Annotated in this window: 26 protein-coding genes and 1 pseudogene; 2 read left to right on the forward strand and 25 right to left on the reverse strand. The window is 42.6% G+C overall.

The annotated features are described in order from the left end of the window. Window positions 1–3,396 (reverse strand): TipJ family phage tail tip protein (locus AB204_RS11370; RefSeq protein ID WP_053067896.1); only part of this gene is annotated, 3,396 nt, incomplete at its 3' end. Window positions 3,397–3,543: 147 nt separating this feature from the next. Here AB204_RS11370 and AB204_RS11375 point away from each other — a divergent pair. Both AB204_RS11375 and AB204_RS11380 read left to right on the forward strand, forming a co-directional pair. After that, window positions 3,544–3,795, forward strand: a complete 252-nt coding sequence (locus tag AB204_RS11375; RefSeq protein ID WP_047766514.1) for a type II toxin-antitoxin system Phd/YefM family antitoxin — start codon at window positions 3,544–3,546, stop codon at window positions 3,793–3,795. Next, window positions 3,792–4,091: a type II toxin-antitoxin system RelE family toxin gene (locus tag AB204_RS11380; RefSeq protein WP_047963494.1), complete on the forward strand. Its 300-nt coding sequence runs from the start codon at window positions 3,792–3,794 to the stop codon at window positions 4,089–4,091. The genes AB204_RS11375 and AB204_RS11380 overlap by 4 nt, the downstream gene beginning before the upstream one ends. A 17-nt stretch (window positions 4,092–4,108) precedes the next feature. Here AB204_RS11380 and AB204_RS11385 read toward each other — a convergent pair whose 3' ends face one another. From AB204_RS11385 to AB204_RS11500, 24 genes and pseudogenes are all read right to left on the reverse strand, one after another. Further along, window positions 4,109–4,759 carry a tail assembly protein gene (locus tag AB204_RS11385; protein ID WP_047963495.1) on the reverse strand — a complete coding sequence of 217 codons (651 nt, stop codon included), beginning with the start codon at window positions 4,757–4,759 and terminating at the stop codon, window positions 4,109–4,111. Further along, window positions 4,756–5,529 carry a C40 family peptidase gene (locus AB204_RS11390; RefSeq protein ID WP_047963496.1) on the reverse strand — a complete coding sequence of 258 codons (774 nt, stop codon included), beginning with the start codon at window positions 5,527–5,529 and terminating at the stop codon, window positions 4,756–4,758. Before AB204_RS11390 ends, AB204_RS11385 begins: the two co-directional genes overlap by 4 nt. Next, window positions 5,526–6,233 carry a phage minor tail protein L gene (locus AB204_RS11395; RefSeq protein WP_047963497.1) on the reverse strand — a complete coding sequence of 236 codons (708 nt, stop codon included), beginning with the start codon at window positions 6,231–6,233 and terminating at the stop codon, window positions 5,526–5,528. The genes AB204_RS11390 and AB204_RS11395 overlap by 4 nt, the downstream gene beginning before the upstream one ends. 51 nt (window positions 6,234–6,284) lie before the next feature. Further along, on the reverse strand, window positions 6,285–6,617 hold the full coding sequence (locus AB204_RS11400; RefSeq protein WP_047963498.1) for a phage tail protein: 333 nt from the start codon (window positions 6,615–6,617) through the stop codon (window positions 6,285–6,287). Between the two features lie 3 nt (window positions 6,618–6,620). Then, entirely contained in the window at window positions 6,621–10,580 is a 3,960-nt protein-coding gene (locus tag AB204_RS11405) for a tape measure protein (protein ID WP_047963499.1), read from the reverse strand. A 2-nt stretch (window positions 10,581–10,582) separates the two neighbouring features. Further along, complete coding sequence (locus AB204_RS11410; RefSeq protein ID WP_047963500.1) at window positions 10,583–10,828, reverse strand: hypothetical protein; 246 nt, start codon at window positions 10,826–10,828, stop codon at window positions 10,583–10,585. Between the two features lie 104 nt (window positions 10,829–10,932). Continuing rightward, window positions 10,933–11,250: a hypothetical protein gene (locus AB204_RS11415; RefSeq protein WP_047963501.1), complete on the reverse strand. Its 318-nt coding sequence runs from the start codon at window positions 11,248–11,250 to the stop codon at window positions 10,933–10,935. A gap of 178 nt (window positions 11,251–11,428) precedes the next feature. After that, window positions 11,429–11,917: pseudogene (locus AB204_RS11420) on the reverse strand (hypothetical protein); the annotation flags it as partial. 14 nt (window positions 11,918–11,931) lie between these two features. Continuing rightward, window positions 11,932–12,318, reverse strand: coding sequence for a phage tail terminator protein (locus AB204_RS11425; RefSeq protein ID WP_053067897.1), 387 nt, complete (start codon window positions 12,316–12,318; stop codon window positions 11,932–11,934). Continuing rightward, on the reverse strand, window positions 12,309–12,806 hold the full coding sequence (locus tag AB204_RS11430; protein WP_047963502.1) for a hypothetical protein: 498 nt from the start codon (window positions 12,804–12,806) through the stop codon (window positions 12,309–12,311). Before AB204_RS11430 ends, AB204_RS11425 begins: the two co-directional genes overlap by 10 nt. Continuing rightward, entirely contained in the window at window positions 12,791–13,144 is a 354-nt protein-coding gene (locus AB204_RS11435; RefSeq protein ID WP_047766503.1) for a hypothetical protein, read from the reverse strand. Before AB204_RS11435 ends, AB204_RS11430 begins: the two co-directional genes overlap by 16 nt. Before the next feature lies 1 nt (window position 13,145). Beyond that, on the reverse strand, window positions 13,146–13,985 hold the full coding sequence (locus AB204_RS11440) for a hypothetical protein (RefSeq protein WP_047963503.1): 840 nt from the start codon (window positions 13,983–13,985) through the stop codon (window positions 13,146–13,148). Continuing rightward, complete coding sequence (locus AB204_RS11445; protein ID WP_047963504.1) at window positions 13,985–14,416, reverse strand: hypothetical protein; 432 nt, start codon at window positions 14,414–14,416, stop codon at window positions 13,985–13,987. Before AB204_RS11445 ends, AB204_RS11440 begins: the two co-directional genes overlap by 1 nt. Window positions 14,417–14,471: 55 nt before the next feature. Next, the gene (locus AB204_RS11450) at window positions 14,472–14,720 is read right to left on the reverse strand and encodes a hypothetical protein (RefSeq protein WP_047766500.1); all 249 of its coding nucleotides are present in this window, start codon (window positions 14,718–14,720) and stop codon (window positions 14,472–14,474) included. Window positions 14,721–14,785: 65 nt separating this feature from the next. Then, complete coding sequence (locus AB204_RS11455; RefSeq protein ID WP_047963505.1) at window positions 14,786–15,670, reverse strand: major capsid protein; 885 nt, start codon at window positions 15,668–15,670, stop codon at window positions 14,786–14,788. A 64-nt stretch (window positions 15,671–15,734) separates the two neighbouring features. After that, a complete protein-coding gene (locus tag AB204_RS11460; protein ID WP_047963506.1) occupies window positions 15,735–16,595 on the reverse strand; it encodes a DUF6651 domain-containing protein in 861 nt (286 codons plus the stop codon). A 23-nt stretch (window positions 16,596–16,618) separates the two neighbouring features. Then, window positions 16,619–18,184, reverse strand: coding sequence for a hypothetical protein (locus AB204_RS11465; RefSeq protein WP_047963507.1), 1,566 nt, complete (start codon window positions 18,182–18,184; stop codon window positions 16,619–16,621). Between the two features lie 34 nt (window positions 18,185–18,218). Beyond that, complete coding sequence (locus AB204_RS11470; RefSeq protein ID WP_047963527.1) at window positions 18,219–19,478, reverse strand: phage terminase large subunit; 1,260 nt, start codon at window positions 19,476–19,478, stop codon at window positions 18,219–18,221. Further along, on the reverse strand, window positions 19,478–20,083 hold the full coding sequence (locus tag AB204_RS11475) for a hypothetical protein (protein WP_047963508.1): 606 nt from the start codon (window positions 20,081–20,083) through the stop codon (window positions 19,478–19,480). The genes AB204_RS11470 and AB204_RS11475 overlap by 1 nt, the downstream gene beginning before the upstream one ends. Before the next feature lie 162 nt (window positions 20,084–20,245). Next, window positions 20,246–20,509: a hypothetical protein gene (locus AB204_RS11480; RefSeq protein ID WP_047766495.1), complete on the reverse strand. Its 264-nt coding sequence runs from the start codon at window positions 20,507–20,509 to the stop codon at window positions 20,246–20,248. Between the two features lie 16 nt (window positions 20,510–20,525). Then, window positions 20,526–21,419: a hypothetical protein gene (locus AB204_RS11485; RefSeq protein ID WP_047963509.1), complete on the reverse strand. Its 894-nt coding sequence runs from the start codon at window positions 21,417–21,419 to the stop codon at window positions 20,526–20,528. Beyond that, window positions 21,403–22,050 carry an ATP-binding cassette domain-containing protein gene (locus AB204_RS11490; RefSeq protein WP_047963510.1) on the reverse strand — a complete coding sequence of 216 codons (648 nt, stop codon included), beginning with the start codon at window positions 22,048–22,050 and terminating at the stop codon, window positions 21,403–21,405. Before AB204_RS11490 ends, AB204_RS11485 begins: the two co-directional genes overlap by 17 nt. Further along, complete coding sequence (locus AB204_RS11495; protein ID WP_047963511.1) at window positions 22,047–22,721, reverse strand: ParB/Srx family N-terminal domain-containing protein; 675 nt, start codon at window positions 22,719–22,721, stop codon at window positions 22,047–22,049. Before AB204_RS11495 ends, AB204_RS11490 begins: the two co-directional genes overlap by 4 nt. Continuing rightward, window positions 22,721–23,422 carry a ParB/RepB/Spo0J family partition protein gene (locus AB204_RS11500; protein WP_235428076.1) on the reverse strand — a complete coding sequence of 234 codons (702 nt, stop codon included), beginning with the start codon at window positions 23,420–23,422 and terminating at the stop codon, window positions 22,721–22,723. Before AB204_RS11500 ends, AB204_RS11495 begins: the two co-directional genes overlap by 1 nt. Between the last annotated feature and the right edge of the window lie 59 nt (window positions 23,423–23,481).

The raw sequence follows: 23,481 nt of genomic DNA on the forward strand, positions 1-23,481 counted from the left end.
TTCACTTTTCAGTTGCGTAACTTGTTTAGACAACGCTTCATCCGCATTTGCCCGTGTTTGTTTTTCCTCACTTAACTGGGCCTTGATGTTTTGATCGACTTCACTTTTCAGTTGCGTAACTTGCTTAGACAATGCTTCATCCGCATTTGCCCGTGTTTGTTTTTCCTCACTTAACTGGGCCTTGATGTTTTGATTGAACTCTGCGGTCATTGTTTCTATCTTTTGAGACAATGCCTGCTGCCCATCCACAATTACTTTCTGGTCAGTGAATATCTTGGCGTTGGTTTCACGTTGTTCCCTAACTTCTTCTTCGCCTTTTAACGCAGTATCAATAGCAGCCTTAGCCACCGCTTCAACAGAACCAGCAACGCGAGCGGTTGTTTTCCCGGCATCAACAGCAGTAGATTCAGCCCTTTTAATGACCGCATCGTGGCTGTTTATCTTTGTTTCGATCAATTCAACTTTTTCAGTTGTTGCTTTATCACCCTCAATACGAGAATTTTTCTCTTCGAGCAAAACGGCTTCTATATTGCCTTTTACCGTTTGAATAGCCTCCAACGTTGAAGAGAGTTTTTTATCCTGCTCGTCAACAGTATTTTTGATTTTGACAATCTTAGATGCGTTGTCACCTGCATCTTTCAGGGCTTTTTTAGCATTCTCTTTTACCGTTTCAACGGAAGAATTTAGAATATCTTGAGAAGCCTTGATTTCACCTGTTATTTTGTCAATCTCATCAATTTTTTCACCCGATTCGTCAATCAAATCTTGTATTGCATCGATCTTTTTATCCGTTTCACCAACCAAATCTTGTATTGCATCAAGGTCTTCACCGGCAGCTTTGGTTTCGATTTCTTCTAATAACTCTTTACCTAGTTCGCTTGAAGTAATCTTATTCTTCAAAAAAGACAGTATATCTTTCGTAGTCGCACTTGTACCCAAGTTAGAATTTACAGGGCTTAACATGCCTCGCTTGTTAACTGCTCTGACCCAATAGAACCATGTGGCGTCATCATCCAATCCTGAATGCGTAAAGGTCGTTGATGGGATTTTTGCCAGTAAACTTGCTGTCTCTAATTTATTTGTTCTTGAGCCATAAACGTGAATAGTATCAAGATCGATTGAATCAGGGCTTATCCAAGTCAACACTATTTGCCGATAGTCCCCAACCGCGACAAGATTTTTAGGTACCCTAGGTGGCATCAGAGTACCTAACGTTTTGTACACAGTCGCTAAGGTTTCTGTTCGTCTGCCAGTAACTGAAATTGCAAATACTTCAATATCGTAACGGGCATTGTCAGCGACATTTAGGATCTCACACTGATTATCGGTGACTTCGATGCGAACCCAATTGTCTATCACATCACTGCGGCGATAACGGACAACATATTTAGGGGAACGTCCTTCCCAAAATACAATCAGTTTCACAGACAGGTTGCCGGGTGATGATAAATAAGTTGTCTCCGTCACTTGCAAACCAACGGGTTTAATGAAAGTCGGATCTAAGATGCTTGATTTAGGCGGAATGAGGATTGCCCCACGGTCAATCGCTTCAAACTTAGTCGGGTTGTGTTCAACACCAGTGATTTCAAACGTGCCTTTTTCATCACTTTCTTTCACACTCAAAATACGGATCAAAACTGGTTCTAAGTCAGGTTCAGTGATAGTCCAAATACCCATTGCCACAGGTTCATCACCAGTTTTAATCGGCTCTTTGAATGTCACAGTCTGGTATTCGCCAGTCGATTCAAGTAAGTTGCGATCTATCATACGGCTGTCAACTGTTAGAAACGTGATAAATGCTCCCTCTTTATCCAGTCGTACTGGCGCGTCCAGTGTTATGCTGTTTTGGGTAAAAGACTTAATACGCCCCGAATTACGCTTACCAGAACGATATTTATCTTGCAGTTTTACCAATTCACCGGGAACCAGAAATGAGCTATCGATCCCTGCCTTGAAGATAACAACATCTGTCTCCATTCTCGAAGTATAAAGCAGCCACAAACCAGTTCTATACGCTTGTCCCCGACTGGTACACCCAAACGCTAGCGACTCTGTTTTACGAATCCCAAAGCGTTTCTTGGCCTCCTCATCCTCGACGTATTCAATATTTTGCTTGTAAAGATCATCCTTATCGTTGTATGTAACAACGGCAACTGTTGGGCGGTCTTTCCGTGAAGATCCCTTACGGATGACTTTATCGATGATATTTGATGCTGAAAACTGCATGACTGGTGTAGCCGGACTATCTTGTCGGAGGTTTATCATACCACCAGCCCAAAACACCATGCCTCGGAAAACCGAAGCAATGTCAGAAATGACCTTATATGCCTCCTGACGGCTAGCAATCACTGTATTAATAGTGAACCGTTTCTCCATACCACCGAAGCCATCAGGGACTTCTTGATCGCAATATCGTCCTATCTGATAGAACTGACCGGTATCTATCATATATTCGTTGACGAAATTACCCAAACCGTATCGTTTGTTCGTCAGTAAGTCATAAAGAATCCATGCAGGGTTAGATGACACCTGAATATCAAAGCCACCGTCCCAATCTCCCTGATAGCTGTTGTCTGCAGAACGATAATTTGAAGGGACTCGAATTTTCATACCCGAAACAAGGTATGAACGACGAGGCATATTTCCACCAAATTCCTGTGAATCAATGGTGATCCCAACAATCGCACTGTTAGGATATGCCATTTTTGCAAATACGATTTCCCCGTAGGATGCCACTACAGTTTTGTTGTGCAGGTAGTCGCTATTGGTATCAGGCGTAAATCGAATAATCTTAATACGGTAATTTTTGCCGGGCTTAGGTAAATCAATAAAATATTCCCGCTGAAATTTACCGCTCGATTTCTTGGCAATCTTAATCGTACTATCTTTATGGTCTAACGGAATGACTGGCTTAAACGAACTTTCACCTATGGCTAATTGAAACTGAAATTTTACCTCCGTCCCATTTATGTCTCCGTTTTCTTTGTCGGTTGAAGTCATACGGGGGAATTCCATGATGATCCGCACTCGGTCGGCATCATCATTATCCACTTGCAATGTCTTAGGTGTTGTAGCCTTAAGCTGTGTTGCAACATTATAAGGCGTTTCAATATCGTCAAAGCCATCTATTGGATCTTGGTTTTGTTCCCCTCTTCTTTCCCAAAACTTCACTCCATTGAAGTTAGGCGAGCTGTCAGGGTTTAACAAAGGCACGTCGTCCAAAAAGATAGACTGACCGCCATTTTTCAAACCACCAATTACACCTTCTCCCAATAAATCTAGCATTGAAGCAAGTGTTTTGGACTCAACATTATCAGGGGCTTCAATAGACTGTCTTGGGCGATCACTACCACCACCACCACCAGCTCCCGCTATGAATATTTTTTCTTTTTTCACTGTAACCTCCATATCACAAAAAATAGGTATTCAAATACGTATTATAATAGACAATGCAATATGCTAATACAATTTAAAGAGACTTGTTATCCAGTCTTTTATAACTATAATATGACTTATTAACTGGTCTTTTAAGGAGTTGGAAATATGCCTCAAGTTATCCTAAGTAATGTGACAGCGAGCGTTAGTGAGTTAAAAAAAAATCCAATGGCTACTGTTAGTTCAGGTGAAGGTTATCCTGTTGCTATCTTAAATCGCAACAAGCCCGCATTCTATTGTGTTCCGGCTGATATTTACGAAAGCTTATTAGATCAACTGGAAGATAAAGAATTAATTCAAATTGTAGAGGCTCGTAAGAATCAGGATCTTGTAGATATTGATTTGGATGAATATCTATGAGCAACAAGGATAGGACATACAAAATAAAGTTTAGAGAAGATGCGGCAAAAGAGTGGAAAAAACTTCGCTCGAACATTCAACAACAATTCGCCAAGAAATTAAAAGCCTTAACAATTAATCCATATATTCCATCAGCGAAACTAAGTGGTATGCCAAACTGTTACAAGATTAAGTCCAAGGCATCTGGTTACAGACTGGTTTATGAAGTCGTAGACAAAAAACTAATTATTGTCGTTGTAACAATTGGAAAACGTAATCGGAATGAAGTGTATGAAATTGCGAAAAAGAGGCTTTAATTAGCCTCTTTTGGTTTTTAAGCCACCACGGTTTTAATCTTCTTGGGTTCTGGCGGATCAGGTACTAGCTGTTCTACGGACAGTTTAAGGCTGATTAACTGAGAGCCAACAAGGATTTCTTCGCCGTAAATAAGAGGCACGGGCGCCCCTTGTTCCACCGTATTTTCAGGACCGTCAAAATAAGTTGAGTTTTTGCGGTTATCCGCCCCTCCCGTGTTTGGCTTCGGTTGTTTTGACAAAAGACCGACTACACCACTTGCCAACATGGAAAGACCAGCCATAAAAGCTGCTGGACCGAGCCAAATTGAAGCTATCATTAACGCTACACCAACAACGACCTGAACAATACTCATAGCCTTAGCGCCAGCACCACGATAAATAGGCGTAATACAAACATGAATCATGTCCCCGTTATTTTCCATCTGGTATTCGGTTTCGCTCATTTCGCGTGTTGCGCCATTGGCTCTGGTCACACGGATATGGTATTTCTGGTACTTTCTAGCATTCTGCTTCATCCAAGCGAGCAACCCTTGTCTGTTGCAGTTAATAATGCTGACACCTTGTCGTACCGTCGTGCATTTTACCTTGTGCTCTTTGCCAAATTTCTTGCCCAGCACGCCGCCAAATTCAAATGTAACGAGATTAGGTTCTTTTATCTTTTCACTCATAGCAATTCCTTATGCCGTAAATGATGGATCGTTGTTTTCTGATACATACCACCGTAAATTGCCTTACAACTTAGCCGGTTAGATTGATGATGCAAAATCAGGTTATCACCGATATAAACTGCACAATGATCCGGCATCTTAGCTCCTATTTTCATAAGAAATAGATCACCACGTTTTGGCTGTGTTCCGTAAGGCAGCTTAATAAATCCCTGTTCAGTGATGTTGTCACTGAGAATATCTTTATCGCCATCCCACCAATTAGGGATATGCAGATGCGAACATGCTCCCACCTGAATATTAAATTCTCGCTTGAGGTAATCGCGACATAACATCCAACAATCAAATACTCCAAAAGCGTAAGGTCTTCCCTCATAAGGCATTTCAAAACCATTCGGAGAAATGACATTCACATCACTGATGATGAATTCACTGTCAATTTCAGGGTTATAATTTTTTGTCACATTGATGATAAGCCAAGGAAGTTCTGAGGCTTCACAACCTGCCATATCTGCTTCACTGGCTTTATTAGTTCCATCCGTATGGCTATGCCACACCCCTACGACTTCCCCCCTTTTTTCTGCTGCTATTTGATCTCCTGCATTCATCACAAAAAAATTAACGGGGTCTTCCGCAACGTTTTTACACAACACAAGCTCATACTTAGTTCCTTTAGTGTTGACCAACAACCCACAGGCTTCGTTTGGATAGGCTGTGACGGCTGCCTGTTGCATTTCCAAATACAGAGATGTACTCATCATTTCTTGGATCATGCTCGTGTCGCTCCCGGAAAACCGCCAAACATAATGATGCCATCAGCAAAGTAATTCTTCCGCGCTCGGCAACTAGATAATCGCTTAGGACAAAAATCTGCTCCAGCGATGGAAGTTGGTTTGTCATCTTTATCAAAAGCGGGGCCGGTATATCCACACTCCGCCCCACGATAATCCCACTGACAAGAATTACGGATCACTTGGCGGTTAGGAAGCTGTACTCCCATCAGGTCATAAACTGACGCCAGTTCAAACTCCACTATTTCACAAGTTTCAAGGTTTTTTTGGTCAATAAACCACACATCATCAGGAAAGTGCTGTTCTGGATTTGCATCTGGATTGACACCATCAGGAAAGTTTTCTGCATCAAGGAAACATTGCATCGTTCGTTTGCGTGTCACCTGACAACCTAACAAGTCGTCTTTAGTTTGCAGCTCAGCAGAAATCAATCCATGCAGATTGACAACTTTTAACTTAGGTCTTGGAAGTTTACCTTCTCCGCTAATATCAAAGCCTGTTGCCTTTATCGGCATAGGTTGATAGAACTTTCCCTGCCATACAACAGGTTGGTTCAGATCATTTGTACCAGCGTGAAAATAAAATCTACCTCCGCCCATATTATTAGGCAGATCGATAATAAAAAACTCAAAGATAGATTCAGGTGATAATAGTTGAATTTGCTGTCTGATTGACTTTCCTGTCATTACGTTTCTCTCCTTGAAATCGTGTTATTTTTCTATGGAAATAGGACAAACTTAATCAAATACTTGCCTGAATGTCGCTGTTAAGGTTGCACTCCCCGTATCTCTTTTAATATTAAAATCTTCACATACTATTAAATAAGGTTTCTTATCCGGAGACACCCAATTAAATGAATCTTTCCCGCCATGTTCGTAAAGAAAATCCTCTATTTCTTGAATGAGGGGATATCCCCCCTCAAATACCAAGTTCCATTCGTATTTTCGCCAATTGAATCCCGACGTTAATCGTTGTTCATAACCTTCATCAAACACCTGCTTACTAATTGTTGGCTTAAAGCTTTTACTAGATTCAAACTTCGGATGCCACTTAAAGGTCTTACGTTCCATGTATTACTCTCTTAACATACCGCCCGGTCGTTTTTCTTCAGTCATTGTTTCAAGAACAATGGATTTAATTTTCTGAGCCGTTTCGTTCCATGCCGATTCATTACTGGAATTACTCTCCTCATTGCTATCCCCTCCCTGATTTACTACAGAGATAGAAATGATTACATTTTTATCTGAACCTGCACCAATATCGCTATCTGCAATATTCATACTTACAGGAATACTACGGCCATCAGGCAAAGGTACATAGGCTTCATTGTGTGACCCTTCACCAAAGAGAGCCAACTGAGGTGAAGTGGCAATGCCACCTTTTGAATATGCTTTTAGTGGTATCGCTCCAGATTCACTCATGATACCTCCGTTCGCAAAAGCAAAACTTCCCATCGATTGCTTCATTGCCGCTGTTGTAGCAGCAATTGAAAGCTGTATTAACGATGCAGAAGCCATCGCCGCACTAGCCGATAAAGTGGTGTTTGCAACGGAGGAAGCTGTTGTAGCAGCGGTATTCGCGGTTTGTGCGGTTGTACCAGTGAACATTGCCCACAATTGTTGAGCGTAACCAGCGATGGTAGCGAAAATACCTTGTGACTGCATTGTCTGCAATGCGCCTGTTGTTTCAGTCGCCGCCTTACCAAGCTCTTCAGTAGATTTAGACGCGGCATTTTCACCGAAAGATTGAGCAGGTTTAGCAATGCCATCAGTGCCTCCTGTAGCATTAGAGCCACCAGAACCACCAAACATACTTCCTATACTTCCCATAGCTCCACCGATTTTTGAGATGAAGCTTTCACCTGTGTCTCCGCCAACACCTAAGCCTAGCCCGTTAATCATCGGTGAAATAACCATGCTACGGATAAAACTACGTTGAAGCTCTTTAAAAATAAAATTACCGAAATCAGCAATATTAAATTTACCGGTATCAAGAAATTCCATAAGCTTATCTTCGAGGTTATCGAAAATATTCTTGAAATTATCGTCAATTAACTTACCCAGATTCTGGTAATCGTATGCCATCTTCGCCGTAGCGGTTTCAGTCATACGCACCATTGCTTCTTCTTTGCCAGCGTGGAATTTTGCTTGCTCTGCTTTTAGATATTCATAAACTTCGGTATTTTTTTCATTTGCCTTGATAATCTTGGCAAAATAATTATCGGCTGCTTGGTAATTCTTTTCAAACTCGCTACGCATTTCTGCAATGGATTGTGTCATATTACCTTTAACTGTATTCGCAAACCCCGCCCATTTTGAAATAAGTTGATCAGCAGAGTTTTTTGCCAAAGCATTTAGATAATCATCGTTTTCTATTTCAGCTTTGATTTCCGCCAACCACGCTGTGGCATCATCTATCTGCTCTTGAGACAAAATTCCTTCTTGTGGAGAGGCCTTGGAGAGTTTTTCAAGGCTTTTTCTCAATTCATCTAATGATTGATTATATTTAACAACCTCTTGGCTCCCAAAACCGATCTTTGCCGACATAGCATCAGCATCGCTCAAGATCTTACGATGTGCCTCAGCCACACGTTCAGCTTCACGTTTAGCTTTTTCAGCTTTGGAGTTATCCTTCTTTTCATTCGCAGCATTACCCGCCATACGTGCGTTTGCCATTGCTGCATCTATACTTGCTTTATGACTTTTACTTAAATTTTTATAGGCAACTTCAAGATTATCAACGTTAATTTTTTCTTCTTTAAGCGCATCCACTATATTGTAATGAGTCTGCAATTCTTGTTGTGAGGTGGCGGTTCTACCATCGATTGTCTTTATTTTCTCACCATTACCTAAACGTGCTGATGCGGAATTTCTACGGCTCGAATCCTCTATAGTTTTTAATTTATCACCGAGGGCATCGGATGTAGCATCTATAGCCTCACCATTAATACCGATCATCGACCCCATAAACATCTTTGCAGAATTGGCTATACGTTCAAGGGTGGTTTGATACATTTTTTCATAATTATTTAGAGAGTTAGTGGCGGATAATAGCTGGTTTTCAAGTTGAGTAATCTGCTGTTTCTGAATATCAGTTGTATTATTTCCAGCCCGAGTCCGAACTTCAGTTAACTCTTTCATTATGCGATTAATTTCAGTTCGAGTTAAATCTGCCTGTTTGGTAATACTTTCTTTACCACGTTCTAATTCCTCATTGTACAAAACCCCCATTTTCTCACCGTATTCCTTCCGGATAGAAAGTTGCAACGCAGTATCATTTTTTACCGCGTTGAGTTTCGCTACCATTTCAGCATTAAGAGCCTCAAGTTTGGATCTTAACTCTGATTTTCTGACCCCATCTTCTCTTTCAATACTATTCTCAAGTTGGGATAGTTTTCTTTCATACGCAATTTTAGCTTTAGCGATTTCGGTATTAGTTAAAGCATCTTGTAATTTTTGTAATTTTCCAGCAATTTTTTCTTTTTCCTTTAATAAGGCTTTTTCTACTTCCAAAGCTTGATTCAACGCTTCTTCGTTGGGAGATTTACCACTCTTTTTATATTCTAAAGCAGGTTGCATAAGCTCTTGCTGATATTTGATTTTGCTTTCAATTTCTTCTAATTCTTTTAATTGACTTTCCTTTGCTTTTTTTAAGTCCTCCATTTGTTCATCAGTCACCAATTCAGGCGTGTTTTTAGCCGTCTCCATCGCGTTTTTGGCTCTTTCATTGACTTTGTCATACCACCATGCAAGTAAAGCAAGAACCTCGATAATCGTAGTAACCGCAAAGACAATGGCATTGGCTTTCATAGCAGCGTCTAAACCACGCCAAGCATGTTTCATTCTTCCAATGGCAATTGTTCCAAGGTTAAGATTTTGCCCCATGCCAGAAGCGCGTTGAGAGATTAAAACCATTTGTCTTGCTAGACCGCCAGAACTTGTCACAGTCGTTGCGATCATTCTGTTAAAACCTGTTAACGCACCAGTTATTGACTTAAAAAAGGACAGAACAAGTACACCGCCAGCGATATGCATTAATGCTGAGCCTAAAGACAGTAGCATTTCTTTGTTATTAAATATCCAAACAAGCATTTCTTTAGAGGCGTCAATAATTTCCTTAACCATCTTGCCAAATTGCTCTCCATAGTAAACAGCCGCGTTACTACCCAATAAGCTGTTTATATCTCGAATTGCATCTTTAACGGCATCCATATAACCAGAGTCACCAATGGATTTGGCTAAAAGGGCGGCGTTAGTTTGCATTTGTGATAACAAACCAACATAGGTGTTCATCATTCGCTTGGCAGAGCCGCCGTATGAGACTTCCAAAATGTTCATCATTGATTCAATAGCATCTTTTGAACGAACAGAGCCGCTAGAAACTGCTTTAACCAATTCAGCCATTGACACGTTCATACCTAATGCCATTGATTGCATCGCGGTAGGGATTGCTTCACCAAGTTGTTGACGAAGTTCTTCCATCGAGACAACGCCTTTACCAGACATTTGTTGGATTGCAATTGTAGCCCGTTTCAAAAGCTCACTATCACCACCAAATCGAGCAGTTGCGTCAACCAGAGCTTGCATAGAACCTTTGGTTGGATCTATTCCTGATGATTTTAATTTAACGAAGCTATCTGAAATAGCATCAATAGAAAAAGGAGCTTGTTTTGCCGATGAAATAATGTATTGGAAGTCTCGCATTGACTCGGCTGCTTTATCCGAAGATGTAGCCAAGCCTTGTAACATGACTTGCAGGCGTTCTAATTTTCCTGCGCTATCAAGAATAGTTTTTTGCCAATCAAAAAGGGCGGTTTTTAGTGTTCCAATTGCAAAAGATGCCATACCGATTGTAGTAATCGTATCTGACAACGTGCGACCAAAACCTCTAAACCCGCCCTCTAAACGCTTAACACCCGTACTGGCTTTTGTACCTTGATTGGAGAGACGATTGAGTAAACGACCCGCATTATCGATCTTTATCTCAAACTCTTTGCTGTCCAGCGACAATCGAAAACCTAATGAGTCAGCCATCCTTAGCCCTTACCGAATATATTCCTTAATTTCAGTTCGGCATCTGGATCAGCCTCGGCATGGAAAGGTGACAACACCTTTTTCATAATGACCGGCTGCCCCAATCGCTGCTGTAAACTTTTCTCAAATGCCGTGTAACTATCCGCCGTTGCCTGAGCACCCCTAGCTGTCTGCAAACGACGAATATCATCTTCTGACTTGATACGGTCTATGTTCCGACTTAATAACCAGAACCGTTCAAGCGGCATGGCGATAACCGATTCCGTGGTTTCGCCATAAAAAGCAACAACACGACAAAAGTAGAAACCAAAATCGATAGAAACAATCTCGACTCCGCTTTCCTGACGGGTTATTACTTTGCGTCTTCTCCAGCATGACGCACATTAGTTTCTTCGCCTTCCTGAAATGCAAAGAGAACAATTTGCTGTACCTGCTCTGGTGTTAGGTTATTTGCTTCGATTTCTCCCATGTCAGGAAGCAGTTTGCGAACAATCTCAAGCCCTGCCTTTAATTGCTCAGCCGGAGTTTGGTTTTCGATATCCTGAGAATCAAATTGCTGCGCCAGCGCGAACAAACCCACCGTCATTGGCGACATTTTGTAATTCACACCACGCAAAGTAACTTCTTTAGGTTTTGGGGCAATAGCGTCAAGGTCAAGTAGTTTTGCCATCTTAAACTCCATGTAATAAAAAGGGCTTCAAATAGAAGCCCTATAATATAATATGTATTCACATACTTACCAGATTAAATTAATTAATCTTAGATTGTATTGTGCTATGCCACAGATTGATTATTCTGAACTTTGCTTCCCTCAGATTTTTTATCTTTAGAAGCAGATTCAGTAACTACTTTTTTTTTGCCATTTTCCCCAATACACCACTGTCATCAGGGTAAGCATTAAATTCAATATTGAACACACGAACATCATCATGCTTGTATGCCATGGTGAAGCTACCTGCTGTAGCAGTACGTGGCAGAGTCAGGACGTAATCATCTTTGTTGAGCGGAGTCAGAACCAGAGATTCAGCCACTTCAACAAGGTTGATACCAATACCGGTCTTGATGGTAATCTCATCACCAGCACCGCCCACTTCACTACCCGGCATTACGGTAGCCAGACGTTCAAGGACGGTTTCAGCCAGTGGCACAGTCACTTTGATATTACGCCCCTGAATCAACTCAGAAACGGTGGTTTCACCAAACTGGTCAACCGTCACTTTCAGTGTGTCAGTAGTAACCTCCACCTCTACACCGCCTTTGGTATAACCCAAATCAACGCCTTTGAAAGAAACGTTACATGCACCTAGCTTAATATTTTCAACTTTTGAACCTGCCATAAGTATTCCCTTACTTATTTTAAATAACAACTGAACTCTATCACAACGCCTGCTTCAAAAGAACCTCCGTCATTTTGAGGGTAGATAGTAGGCAATGTAATGACTTGTATTAAATTGAAATAAACTCCATTAATCTCAATATCACGTACTGAAAGGTGCTCCATAACAGCATGACTTAATTGGTTAACCTTTCCAATACTTTCGGCTCTAATCATAAACGGAAAAATGTCTTGATAGTAGCCTTTTAACTCTGAATCAATTTTAATCCCATCGCTAGGCGACATAACCAGATAGCCACGAGGTATTTTGGGTGGCATATAGTGGCAAAACAGATCTTTTCCTATTTTTCCCACTCCTTTTGATTCAAGATATTTAGTAAATGCTTCTAAAATCATTTCCATCGACCTCGACCAAAACCCGCTCTTATACCCGCTTCTTTTAGATCATCACGGCTGCGTTTCCATACGGTATTACCGGCTCGTTCGATAAACCCGTTACCAACTTTAACCCGCATATTGGTAGCATAATTACTCTGCTGTTTAATTCGTGACAATATCCCAAGCCGATATTGTCCATTGTGCATGTATTTGGCATAACGACCGACTGAAACACTCTTGACGGACTTACCACGAGCATTAAATCCTTCACGTTTCTTGTGCTCAGAAACATAAAGATTCACATGAACCTCATCCCTTCTATTTACAACATGAGCGAAGACAGCACTTTCAAGGCTACCTGTCTCACGGGGGATCATGGCGCGGGCATACTTCTGCATTTCAGTCGCCATTTTCCGTAATTCATTGAGTAAGTTCTTTTTGAGAGCATGCTGACTGTGCGTCAAACGTTCCTGAACACGTTTAAATGAACCAATGTCTACTGAGATACCCACAAGTTTGCTCCCACTTCAAAATGCCCCTCCTTGCCCCTTAAGCCGAATCTGTTGTGAATGCTTTTAATCTCCAACTTCACACCTTCAACCAACAACACATCGTCAATATTGAGCTTTGTTTTTTCGGGGAAGATCAGAACGGCATCAAACAACTCAATATCCGCTTTACCTCGTGATGCCGAACTATCCGCTCGTACAGATGAACGATCATATGCCTGAATAAAACGAACAATTCCGACCGGTGATTTTCCAGCAAACTGTAATTCAGGTTCTCCATAAATATTCAATGTTTCAGATTTACGATAAATGGTTGCGGTTGATTGCCAACTGATATTCATATCACCCTCGGCGAATGCGAATCACATTGTCTGTATAGCGTGCAATTAAGCGCCAAGTTTTACGCGACAATGCCTGTGTTGCTGCCCTGCCGCTACGATACATATTGGTTGTTTCACCAATAGATTCAGACAGTACGCCCTCATCACGGGCATCTGCCGCACCACCGGTAGTCACAACAGAAACAGCCTCAATCATGCAGGCTTGCGCCATATCATTGAGGAAATAATCAGGCAGTGCACGGTATTCTTCTTCTGTCAATTCAGAGAAATCAATTGCATCACCTTTAAACTCACCAGCCAGATAGAACGGTAATGTATTAGTCGCTAACACGTTTTGAGGCCGGTCGTATTCGCTATCCGAGATCTTATAAACCCGCTTGAGACTGAATTTCATATTCTTGAGGCGTCTTGTTGCCTCTATCAAAGCCTGACGCTGTGTATGATCACTCAGGAGCAGAAATGCATCTGAGGAATACATATCCATAGCAGCCAGTTTTGCTTCCATCAGGGTAATGAAAGACTCGCTTGGTACAGCTAATTCTATTGAGGCGATAACAGCATAATACTGTTCAAATTCAGATACCCGACCACTTGCTGTGGTTGTTTTCACCACAACACGACGCATATCTTTGGTTTTATCATCCACTAAGGTATTATGTTCACCTGAGATGGAAAAAGATGCGCTCAGATCGCCGCTATTCAGAGTAATGTCTTGGTCAGCAATAATCGTTTTACCGGCAATGTCGAACAATGAATAAGAGGCTTTCTCTATATCAAGCGCATCAAACATCACAGTAATTTCTGATACACCGCCTGATTTGATTACGTCCAGTTTTGACATTATTCACCTGCCACGTTGAGGATACTTTCGATCATCGCTTCAATTGACTTCTCACGCACATTGCATTCGTTGCCAATTTTACGCAAAGCAGTAATCCCGCCTTTATCAGCCAACGCCTCTAATTCATTCCGTGTGAACCGAGTAACAGGCGCATCATTTTCTCCCTCACGTAGCAATTCAGCGATTGGTTTCGCTTTCGTTTCCAGTTCCAACGCTTGTTTTGCTGTAATTTCACGAGATTCGGCTAATGCAGCCGCCCCACTCACATTTTTACCCTCCACGGTTTCGGCTTTCATAATTGAACAGATCCGCTGTTGGTCAATAAACGGAATGGCGGTTTTACTTACACCGTTCTCAAACATGACACCAGACATGACACCGGTATAACCGGAAAATGCTGATTCCAAGAGTTTTACTTTGGCGGGTTTCATTTTCACTTTCCTTAATGAGAAGGTGCGGTCATCCCGACCGCACTACTGTTATTACTTAACTTTCTTCGTGTTTGTCTTCCGATACGCTAGGCTCTTTAATCGGTGGTGTGACTGGCGGCATTGTTTCCAACTCTTTCGTTGCCGGTTTAGCGGCAATTTCAGAACGAACGGTAGCCAAAATACGATCCTGCTTTCGTTGAGATACCGGCGTTATTGTTTTGCCATTTTGAAACTCGGTCATAAACAGATGCCCGTTATAACCACGCATTGAACTTTCGGTCAATTTCACTTGCTTTTCGGTCATAATTACTCCCCCTATAAGAAAAAAGGGTGGGCTTTCGCCTCACCCTTTTCGGTCACCTGCACCTATTACAGAGCTACGCCTGTCAGAGCCGCGATAGCTTTGTTGTGTTTGTTTGCCAGAGAGCAATACCATTTAACACGGGTACGGGTGGCATCTTTGTTCTGTACAGTACCGATATCTTCAACAACGATACCTGCATTATCACCACCGTACAGACCCGTCAGGCCGTTCTCTTCGCTCAGATGCAAACAGTAAATGTCAGCTTTCTGCGCTTTTGTATCACCGGTTTTTGGAATGAAGTCATTCACGAGGAATGGTACGCCGTTGTGAGTCAGCATTGGACGACCAAAGTTTTCGATCATGATTTCGGTAGGACCGACGTTCACGGTACGCAGCAGAGCACGGTACGCACGGATATGCTCGGAACGCATCATGATTGCATCAGCACCCAAATCTTTAACTGCATCAACCAGCTCATCCAGCATGGAGAACGTCATTGCAGAATCAGCAATGATTTTCTGGTCGTTGTGAATCAGCTTCGGAATACCGTCAAAGGTTTTAGCGTTAGAGGAGCTATCACCAAGGATCAGATTGCGACGGAATGCACGAGCCAGACCTTTTACTTTGGAGCGGATTTGAATCGCCATCTGGCTATTCGTGTCACCCATTGTAGAGGACAGGAATTTATCAACATCCACGTCGCCTGCCAGAATACGCAGTTTAGCAACATGTTCAGTGAATTTTGCCGCACCTTCCGGTACTTCATCGTTCACGTCGATAAATTGTGCTTCGCTCAGTTCAGACTCACGATTATACAGGTATGCTTTTGAGTCCACTTTCATGAACGGCAATACCGCAAACAAGTCTTCACGGTCGATAATGGTTTCAATAACACCCTGTTCAAGCGTGTTATTAGACAGCTTTTCAGCTTCTTCTCGCAGTAATGGCATCGTAAATTCCCTTTAGTATGCACACAAATTTTGCTAGAGGGGAACGTCCAGCTCCCCTTGTTAATTACTTACCGGCTCGTAACTTGGCAAGTCCGCCAGCAATTTTGTCGAGAGAACTCTTTTCTTTCGACACAGGCTGTTTTTCCAGTACAGGATCACTCTTTGAACCCGCACCCGGTTTGGCTTTGCTACGTAGTAAAGCATCAGATTCAGGGTCAGCTTTCAAAATGCGTTCAATGGCCTGTTCAAAACCTAAAGCACTACCGTCACCATCAACTAAGATAGCCCGATCTTTAGCTCCGGCGGGTCTGTCATAGCCAAGAACACTACCGTCTTCACCGACTTCAAAATGAGTACCGTAAATCACACGAGCTTTGCTTGGTGTAATCAGCGTTTCTTCACGTAAGAAGTTTGAGCCGGAGAACGCTGAACCTACTGTCAGTTCAAGGATCTGAGAACGTAGAGCTTGCTTTTCGTTGTTCAAAATAGTGATGTGATCATCACGGCCTTTCAACTCAGCTTTATGAGCGTCGACCATCTGTTTTTTGACAGCATCGAACTCACCACGCTTCTCCTGCTCTTCTTGTTCGCGGCGTTGCTTTTCTTCTTCCGCAGCCTGTTGAGCAGCCAGTAATTCAGATACTCGCTCAGGGGTTGCATCACCAAATGCCGCTAATTTTTCTGCCAGTGTCTTGTTGTCGGTTTTACGTTTCATCGTTTCTTTAATGAGATTCGCTTTTTCCGTATCAGCCACTTTCAGGCGAGCGATCAGTTCTTCTTGTGAAAGTTCTGAATAACTGTCTGTGCTTGCATCTGGGATTTTCTCTGATTGTGGAGCATCGCCACCACTACCACCCTGTGTACCATCATCAGCTTCGCTCATCAGGACGCCGCGACGACCCATAAACTTGAACCCTAAATCCATTGTTTACTTTCCTTGTAAATAAATCACTCAGTCTCTTGAGTCGATTTCGGATCGGTTTCTTGATCCTTTTTATTACCTGAATCATAGGTATTTAGATACTTACTTTCAAGCATTAATTGATTATTTTTTGGCGGAAATTCCTCTAAATCCTTATCAAAGGCACTTCTCATCTCCTTAGAAACGTTTGGGAAGATTTTTTCGATTAGAATATCCATCTGGTGACGACGTACTGATTCAGGCGCTTCGATTTCTTTAAGCTGTTTAGCAACATCAAATTCATCCATCAGGCCACGAACGTCAAAACTTTCGGGATATGCGACCAATTCGTCGATTTCTTCCTGAGTTTTCTCCTGCCCCATCCATTTCGCAGCCAAATAAAGCATCTGCCGTTCTGCGCGTTGTAACCGTTCAGCTTTGGTGATCAATAAGCTATTTACACGCTGAAAATCGTAGGCTTTTGCTGCCCCTGAGCTGTTATCTATACCTTTTGCGTTATCCTGTTTGGTTCGTTCACCAGCCACACCGACTGAGTGGTAAATTTCATTGATAACTGTTTGAACGGTCTGAATGATCATTGATGCCTGTTTTGGATCTGGCGACATATAAAATGGCTGTGCTCCGCCTTCAGCATCATAGGTAAAGACTCGTTTTGTGCCGAATTCCAAAATCTTCGTGTGGTTTTCATCGCCCGGCATCATTGCCTGAACAGGAATAGCCAACTGGCTAAAAGTCTGATCTTGGATAATGGCATCAAGGTTAGAAAGGTAGTTAGCAACAGCCCTATCAAGGTATGCGATATCATCAATTAATGACGGACTGAAATAGCGTGATTGGGCATTTCCCATGCAATCAACAGGAAACACAGGTACAACACCTAATTTGTGTTCGCCGTAATTCTCCAGCTCAATTTGTGCTTGCTTAGCGCTGCCCTTTTTAGCCTTAACTTCACGAAATAAAAACCAACTTTCCCGCGTCCACAGCCGATACCGATTTTCTAAATTACCGGATGAGGTGAACGGGTTGGCATCATCACGCACCAGTTCATGTGTTAGTACCCAAAGCAGGTTGCCATCATCGTCATAGGCGAAATCCAACATTTGCTGGGGGGGCAACCAGTAGGCGTAAGCACGAGCATCCGCTTTTTTTTCATCAGCTAAAGAAGTCACCTCCACATCTTTCATTGTCGAATCAACGACAATCCAGATCCGACCAAAGATTGATGTTTGGATATCGATTGCTGACATCAGCTCATCAAGAGTCATTTGCTCACGGGTAGCTCGATCCCAAAATGCTTTTACTGCATCAGGGGCATCAGAGCGTTCACGAGAGATGTTTTCTCTGAAGATGTACTTGTTGATAAGGTTGACCACTTCGCGTGTGTGGTTGAAGCGATAGGCGCGTTCCAGACGCTCCTTAAATTCCTTATCACCCTCTTTGAAATAACGAAAAATATTGTGTTGGAACCAATTACGTCCACCAGCATAAGTGGCTGCCAAGAAATTCCAATGCTCTAGTCGTCCCTCATATTCGGGATGACGGCGACTGACTAATTCCTTCAATACTTTTTGGTCTAAAGATTCAACTTCCATTTAAAATCCTTTAGATATTTATATAACTACATTGTTAACGTGAACCACCGAGAATTGTGCGTTCTTTGACAGGGAATCGTCTATGAATCGGATAACCTATCGCATCAGTACTATGCTCAATACCCGCAGCCTTATCGATATCCCTAGAACCCGGTTTGTAAATGACCTTTTCAAATGATTCAATGAGATGCTTGCATTTTGGGTCAATATGAAGTCTAACTGTCCCCGCAGCACTCATCAATAAACGGTTTGTCGCATTGACTCGATCCGCAATCGGAGGGTGTTTTTTAGGAAAATCAATGCGCGCAAACCCCTTTTCCTTAAAGATATCAATATCCGACTCGCCTCGTGCATGTTGACGATAGCTACCCGCTGGGTCAGGAAAGATAACAACCTGATTTTTCCATCGCCAATAACGGCGTTCGATTTCGTCACACACTTCAACTGTGTTCGATGAAAACAAGACAATTTCATCTATCGCCCACAGTTCTCCGTTCGGTTGAGGCTGCAATACCACCGACGACATAGGGTCAATGTTGAAGTCCTGCCCTATCCAAATAGGTAGTTTCGGGTTGAATTCGCATGGCTTAACGTGTGTTTTTCGTTCAAACGGATAGTACACTCGGCCTGACATATTTTCGAAAGAAGCAAGGTATTCCTGAGCAAAGGATTTAGGGTCCATATCTTCACGGGCTGCCTCAATCTCTGAATCTGGAACAAATGGCGAATCGGCGGTGACAAACTGCCAGCTTTTCCAATGCCCTTTCTTCTGCATCGAGGGATTTTGCCCGATAGTCCAGAGCTTATGGAAAGCGGAATAACCTTTCGGTGTACCGATAATCAGCGCCTTTCCTTTCGTGGATGAAAGAGTTGGACGAATGACCTTGTACCAAGTATCAGGCTTCATGTCCTGAAACTCATCAAGTACAACAAAATGCAATGCGACTCCACGCAGAGTGTCCGGCTTATCAGCGCCTTTTAATCCCAGCTCACTGCCGTTTTTCAGCAAGATGGTCATTGTGGTGTCGTTTTTCTTTTTGATCCATTTACGGGGGATCAATTCCTGCAAATCATCCCAAAGAATCTGCCTTGCCATCTGGTAAGTCGGGGCGATATACCAAACTCGCTGTTTAGGCGCTTTTATAGCCTCTTTCATCAGCTTAGAGATAGATAGGCGGGATTTACCCCAACGCCGACCAGCACAGACGACTTTAAATCGATGAGGTGATTTGAATACTGACATCTGCCCTTTATGGAGCTGAACCAATTGCAGACCACTATTGTTCTGAGCCATCATTCACCCCCGCCGTTTTCTTCACTCTCAGTGTCGAAGTCGAGTTCTTCCGACAGATCAACCGGTTCCTCAGCTTTTCGCAATTCCGCAACCTGTGCTTGTGTCAGTTCACCAAACATCAGTGCCGGAAGCTCATCTTCTTCAACATCAACTTTATCCATGTTGAGAGATTTGCTAGACACCTCAAAACACTTACTTAACGTGATTGAAGCCCGTTGTAGTGCCTTTATATTGGCTTCCCGTTCAGCAAAACCAATTGCCGAGCCTGTTGCTAAGGCTTTAGAACCCTCAGTGACTTCTCTCATCAGCAGAGCGGCAATATTGAATGCAAAGCGGTCATATTTACCCCGCCTTTCTTCAATTAACGCGGAGCGTTCTTTCGCCCTTATTTCAGCATCTGACCTGATTGATTCACGAACTAATTTCCCAACAGCATCCGTGCCTTTGATGACCTTCTTTTTTTTGAAATGACGTGAAAGCGTTTCTCGCCTTACACCGAAGCGCCCCTCTAACTGAGATAATGAAAACTCCCCAGAAGACCAAGCCGCCTCAGCTTCCGCCCATTGTGAAGCAGACAGTCGTGTTCTTTCTTCCCTGATTGCCACTCGAAAATTCCTTTTCCGCAGTGTTAATAAAAAGACCTTGCTCCCATAATATTTATATAAATTTCTTACTAAGAAAGATATAAGAACAAAACAAATATCAAAACAATATAGATATCAAATTTATATTGTTTACTAATATATATTATTGAGAGCACGGTATTATTAACTATACATTTTTGCAACTGCTCTACCGAGATCCGTCAGTTCATACACCACACGGTTATACCCATCTGTTGCGCGTTTTCTCAAACCGCTTTTAACAACGATCCCTTTTTTGATAAGGGCACGGATAGAGAATTGCATAGACTGTTTGCTGGTTTTATAAGGCAGCATTTCCAGTAACTCGTCCATATCGACAGGATTACCCCGCTCTACTCCAATCCAGACAGTGCGGATAATTGATTTTTGCTTTTCAGTTACGTCCATGTTTAAGAATCCTTTTTTAAATCACATTTAAACGCTTTGTATCCATTTGTGAGCGTACATCTTGGTTATCGAATACCAGAAGTGGGATGTCACTTGGCAACGCTTTCCCGAAGTCTGGATTTCGATATGCCCCATATAAGGGTGTGGTAAAACTGAGGTTATGGATTTCTTTGAGAAATTTAACGATCGCTTCCTCGGTCGTTAAGGTGTCCAAAATATCCTGAATTGTTGTGCCTCTATTCCGACCGGCCTTCGCCAATGACGAGTTTTTATGATAATTAGCGACTAGATCAGATAACGCTCTACGCCTACGCACATCAGTCATAGAAAACAGCTCTCTTACGATTGATTCCGTGTCACCAGCATCTGATCGGAAATGACGCTGATATACACGCAACGCACTTTCATAGGTTTTCGGCCGTTCTGGTCGAATGAAATCAAATCCGGCTTTCATTGCAAATGGATTGTACTTGCTCATTGAGGACTGAATTTCAATGATCGGCTTATCATGCATACGTGAGGCAATGTTGATTAACCGGTAACTGACGCCAAGACCTCGGTACAGCGTATCGACTACACAGCGGCTCATAACTGCGAAATTTGCGTTAACGTATTTTCCCCAATACTGGTTAGCAACCGTAGTGTTAGTGGTCGGTTTCAGTTTTGGAAACATCCGGTGTCGTGGTGCAAGCAGCAGCTTTGGGTATGCCATCACTACAACCCCCACTAAGCGATCACCTAATGTGCATTTGTAGTAGCTCGGTGCAAACGGCTTGCCATCTGTCTTATAGTGGAGTGATTTAAGCTCATGCCAATCTTCGACCGTTCCTTTCGAAACAACCATGTCTTTCATGAAGTCTAAGTGTTTCGGGAAATCTTCCGGTTTATGCCGATTAATGATCACGTCCATATTCCACCTTCACCCGCTCTTTATAGTGCTTGGTAATTGTTATGCTAGGGCGTAATGCATTGATCAGATCCTCATGGGTAGTGGCTACCATAACGGTTGCACCAACATTACGCGCCGCTCTCTGGAAGTTTGACGCTACAGCCTGTGCGGTAACGCGGTCTAACACAGCGCCAAATTCATCAGCCGCCCATACCTGAGCACCAGATTCAATCAATTTTGCAATTTTCAACCGGTAACGTTGACCGTCAGACATCTCAGACGGTTTGCGGATAAACAGGTAAGCATCGTTCAAACCTGCCATTGACAGTAAGCTCAACGCTTCTGTGGTAGTCTTTCCGACCTGATCAATAACATTCTTGTCGTTATCAAAGGTGATATCGTCGATGGACACTACAGTTTTGCTCTCGCCTTTCATCAGTCGTTGCAGCTCTCTCAGGATCACCGATTTGCCTGAACCAGACTGACCCGTGATGTACACAACATCACCCTGATCAATCTGAACCGGTAAGTTGTCATAAAGAGTGAATTGCTTATCATCCATACCTAAGCCGAATGACTCAGCGACCTCGAGTGTGCGGGTTGTTTTCGTCACACGGGTATCGAATGAAACGTTAATAATGTAATCGCTCATTGCTGTTCCCCGTACATTTCCTTAGAGACTTTTTCTGCAAACGTCAGAAAAGCGTCTATCCCTTCCTTTCCGGTCATTTCTTCCATGTGAGCGAGTAAATCCCCAACCACAATCGCAGAGCTTGCAGGAATCAATTTAAATCCCATTACGTCCACTAGCCGGACATCTTCGTTTGCCACTTTATGAGCGACCACATCGTGCTCGTCTTTCTGTCTTTCAGTTTCAACTGACAGATCCACAACTAAGCCATCAGTTGCCATTGAGTCGATCATGTCTTCAACCAATACACTCAATTCACGATCAGAAAATCCGTAAACAGCCACGTCACCGTCAATCAGGTTTTTCAGTTCTTCTTGCAGTACCAGAGCGTCGTAGTCGGTACTGGCTAGGCGGTTATCTTCCAGTCGTTTTGCGGCAACTTCGAATTCTGTCAGGTCGTTGCGGACAATGACCGGCACTTTTGCCAGACCAGCAAAGATTGATGCCTCAGTTCGACCGTGACCGGTAATAATCACCCTGCTTTTATCAACCGTGATAGGTTGGTCAAAACCACGTTTTTTGATGGCTTCGGCAAGATCTTTAATTTGTTGCTCATTATGCTTTTTTGCATTCTTCTCATATGGGATCAGAACGCGAGGGTCTAAGTAGACAATTTCAAATTTCTTTTCCATTAGCGTACTTCCCTGTATTTTTCTGCAATGAATAACAGTGCTTCCCCGGCATCTTCCATCTTGTTGCCCGTTTTAATGTTCTCGTCACGGATAACGGCCGCTATCACGGCTTCAATCATTTCCGCCGCATCTGTCGTAACCTTAAATCGCATGGTTTGGTGAGAACTCACCTCGGCTCTTTCAGCTCTTTCACGTAATAACTCAGAACCGGATTCATCCATTTCAGTGTTTGCCCCCATTTCAGTGCTTAGAGCTTCTAACTCCCGAAACGCTGCTTCTGTCGAGATGGTAGGCATTACGTCTTTGAGAATGTCATCAACCGGAGCAAGGTCTGCAAAACTGTAGGAAAGATCTGTCTGAATTTCCTCAAGCAAACGGGTAAAACTGTCCGCATCGTCTTCACCGTATCGCTCATTGTCGATAACAGAGATTTGTTTTGCGGTTGAATCACTGATTTCACCTAAATTGGCAATCATGACGGTCGGCATACCAAGTTCTACAGCAGCTCTCCAACGATGCTCACCACCTAAGATCTCGTATTTGTCCCTGACCTCACGAACAATGATGGGTTTAAACAAACCGAGGCGAGTGAGTGATTCTCTTAATTTGTCCATGTTCATTAGTGGAACACTGTTGGTATTCCAGCCGTTAGGAACGAGTTTTCCCGTCTCCACCTCTAAAAATTTAGTTTTACTTTCCATTGTATTTTTTCCATACTTTTCCATAAGTATTTACATACCTAATATAATATCTGTTTTTT

It is taken from the genome of Xenorhabdus khoisanae (assembly GCF_001037465.1).
Lineage (GTDB): Bacteria > Pseudomonadota > Gammaproteobacteria > Enterobacterales > Enterobacteriaceae > Xenorhabdus > Xenorhabdus khoisanae.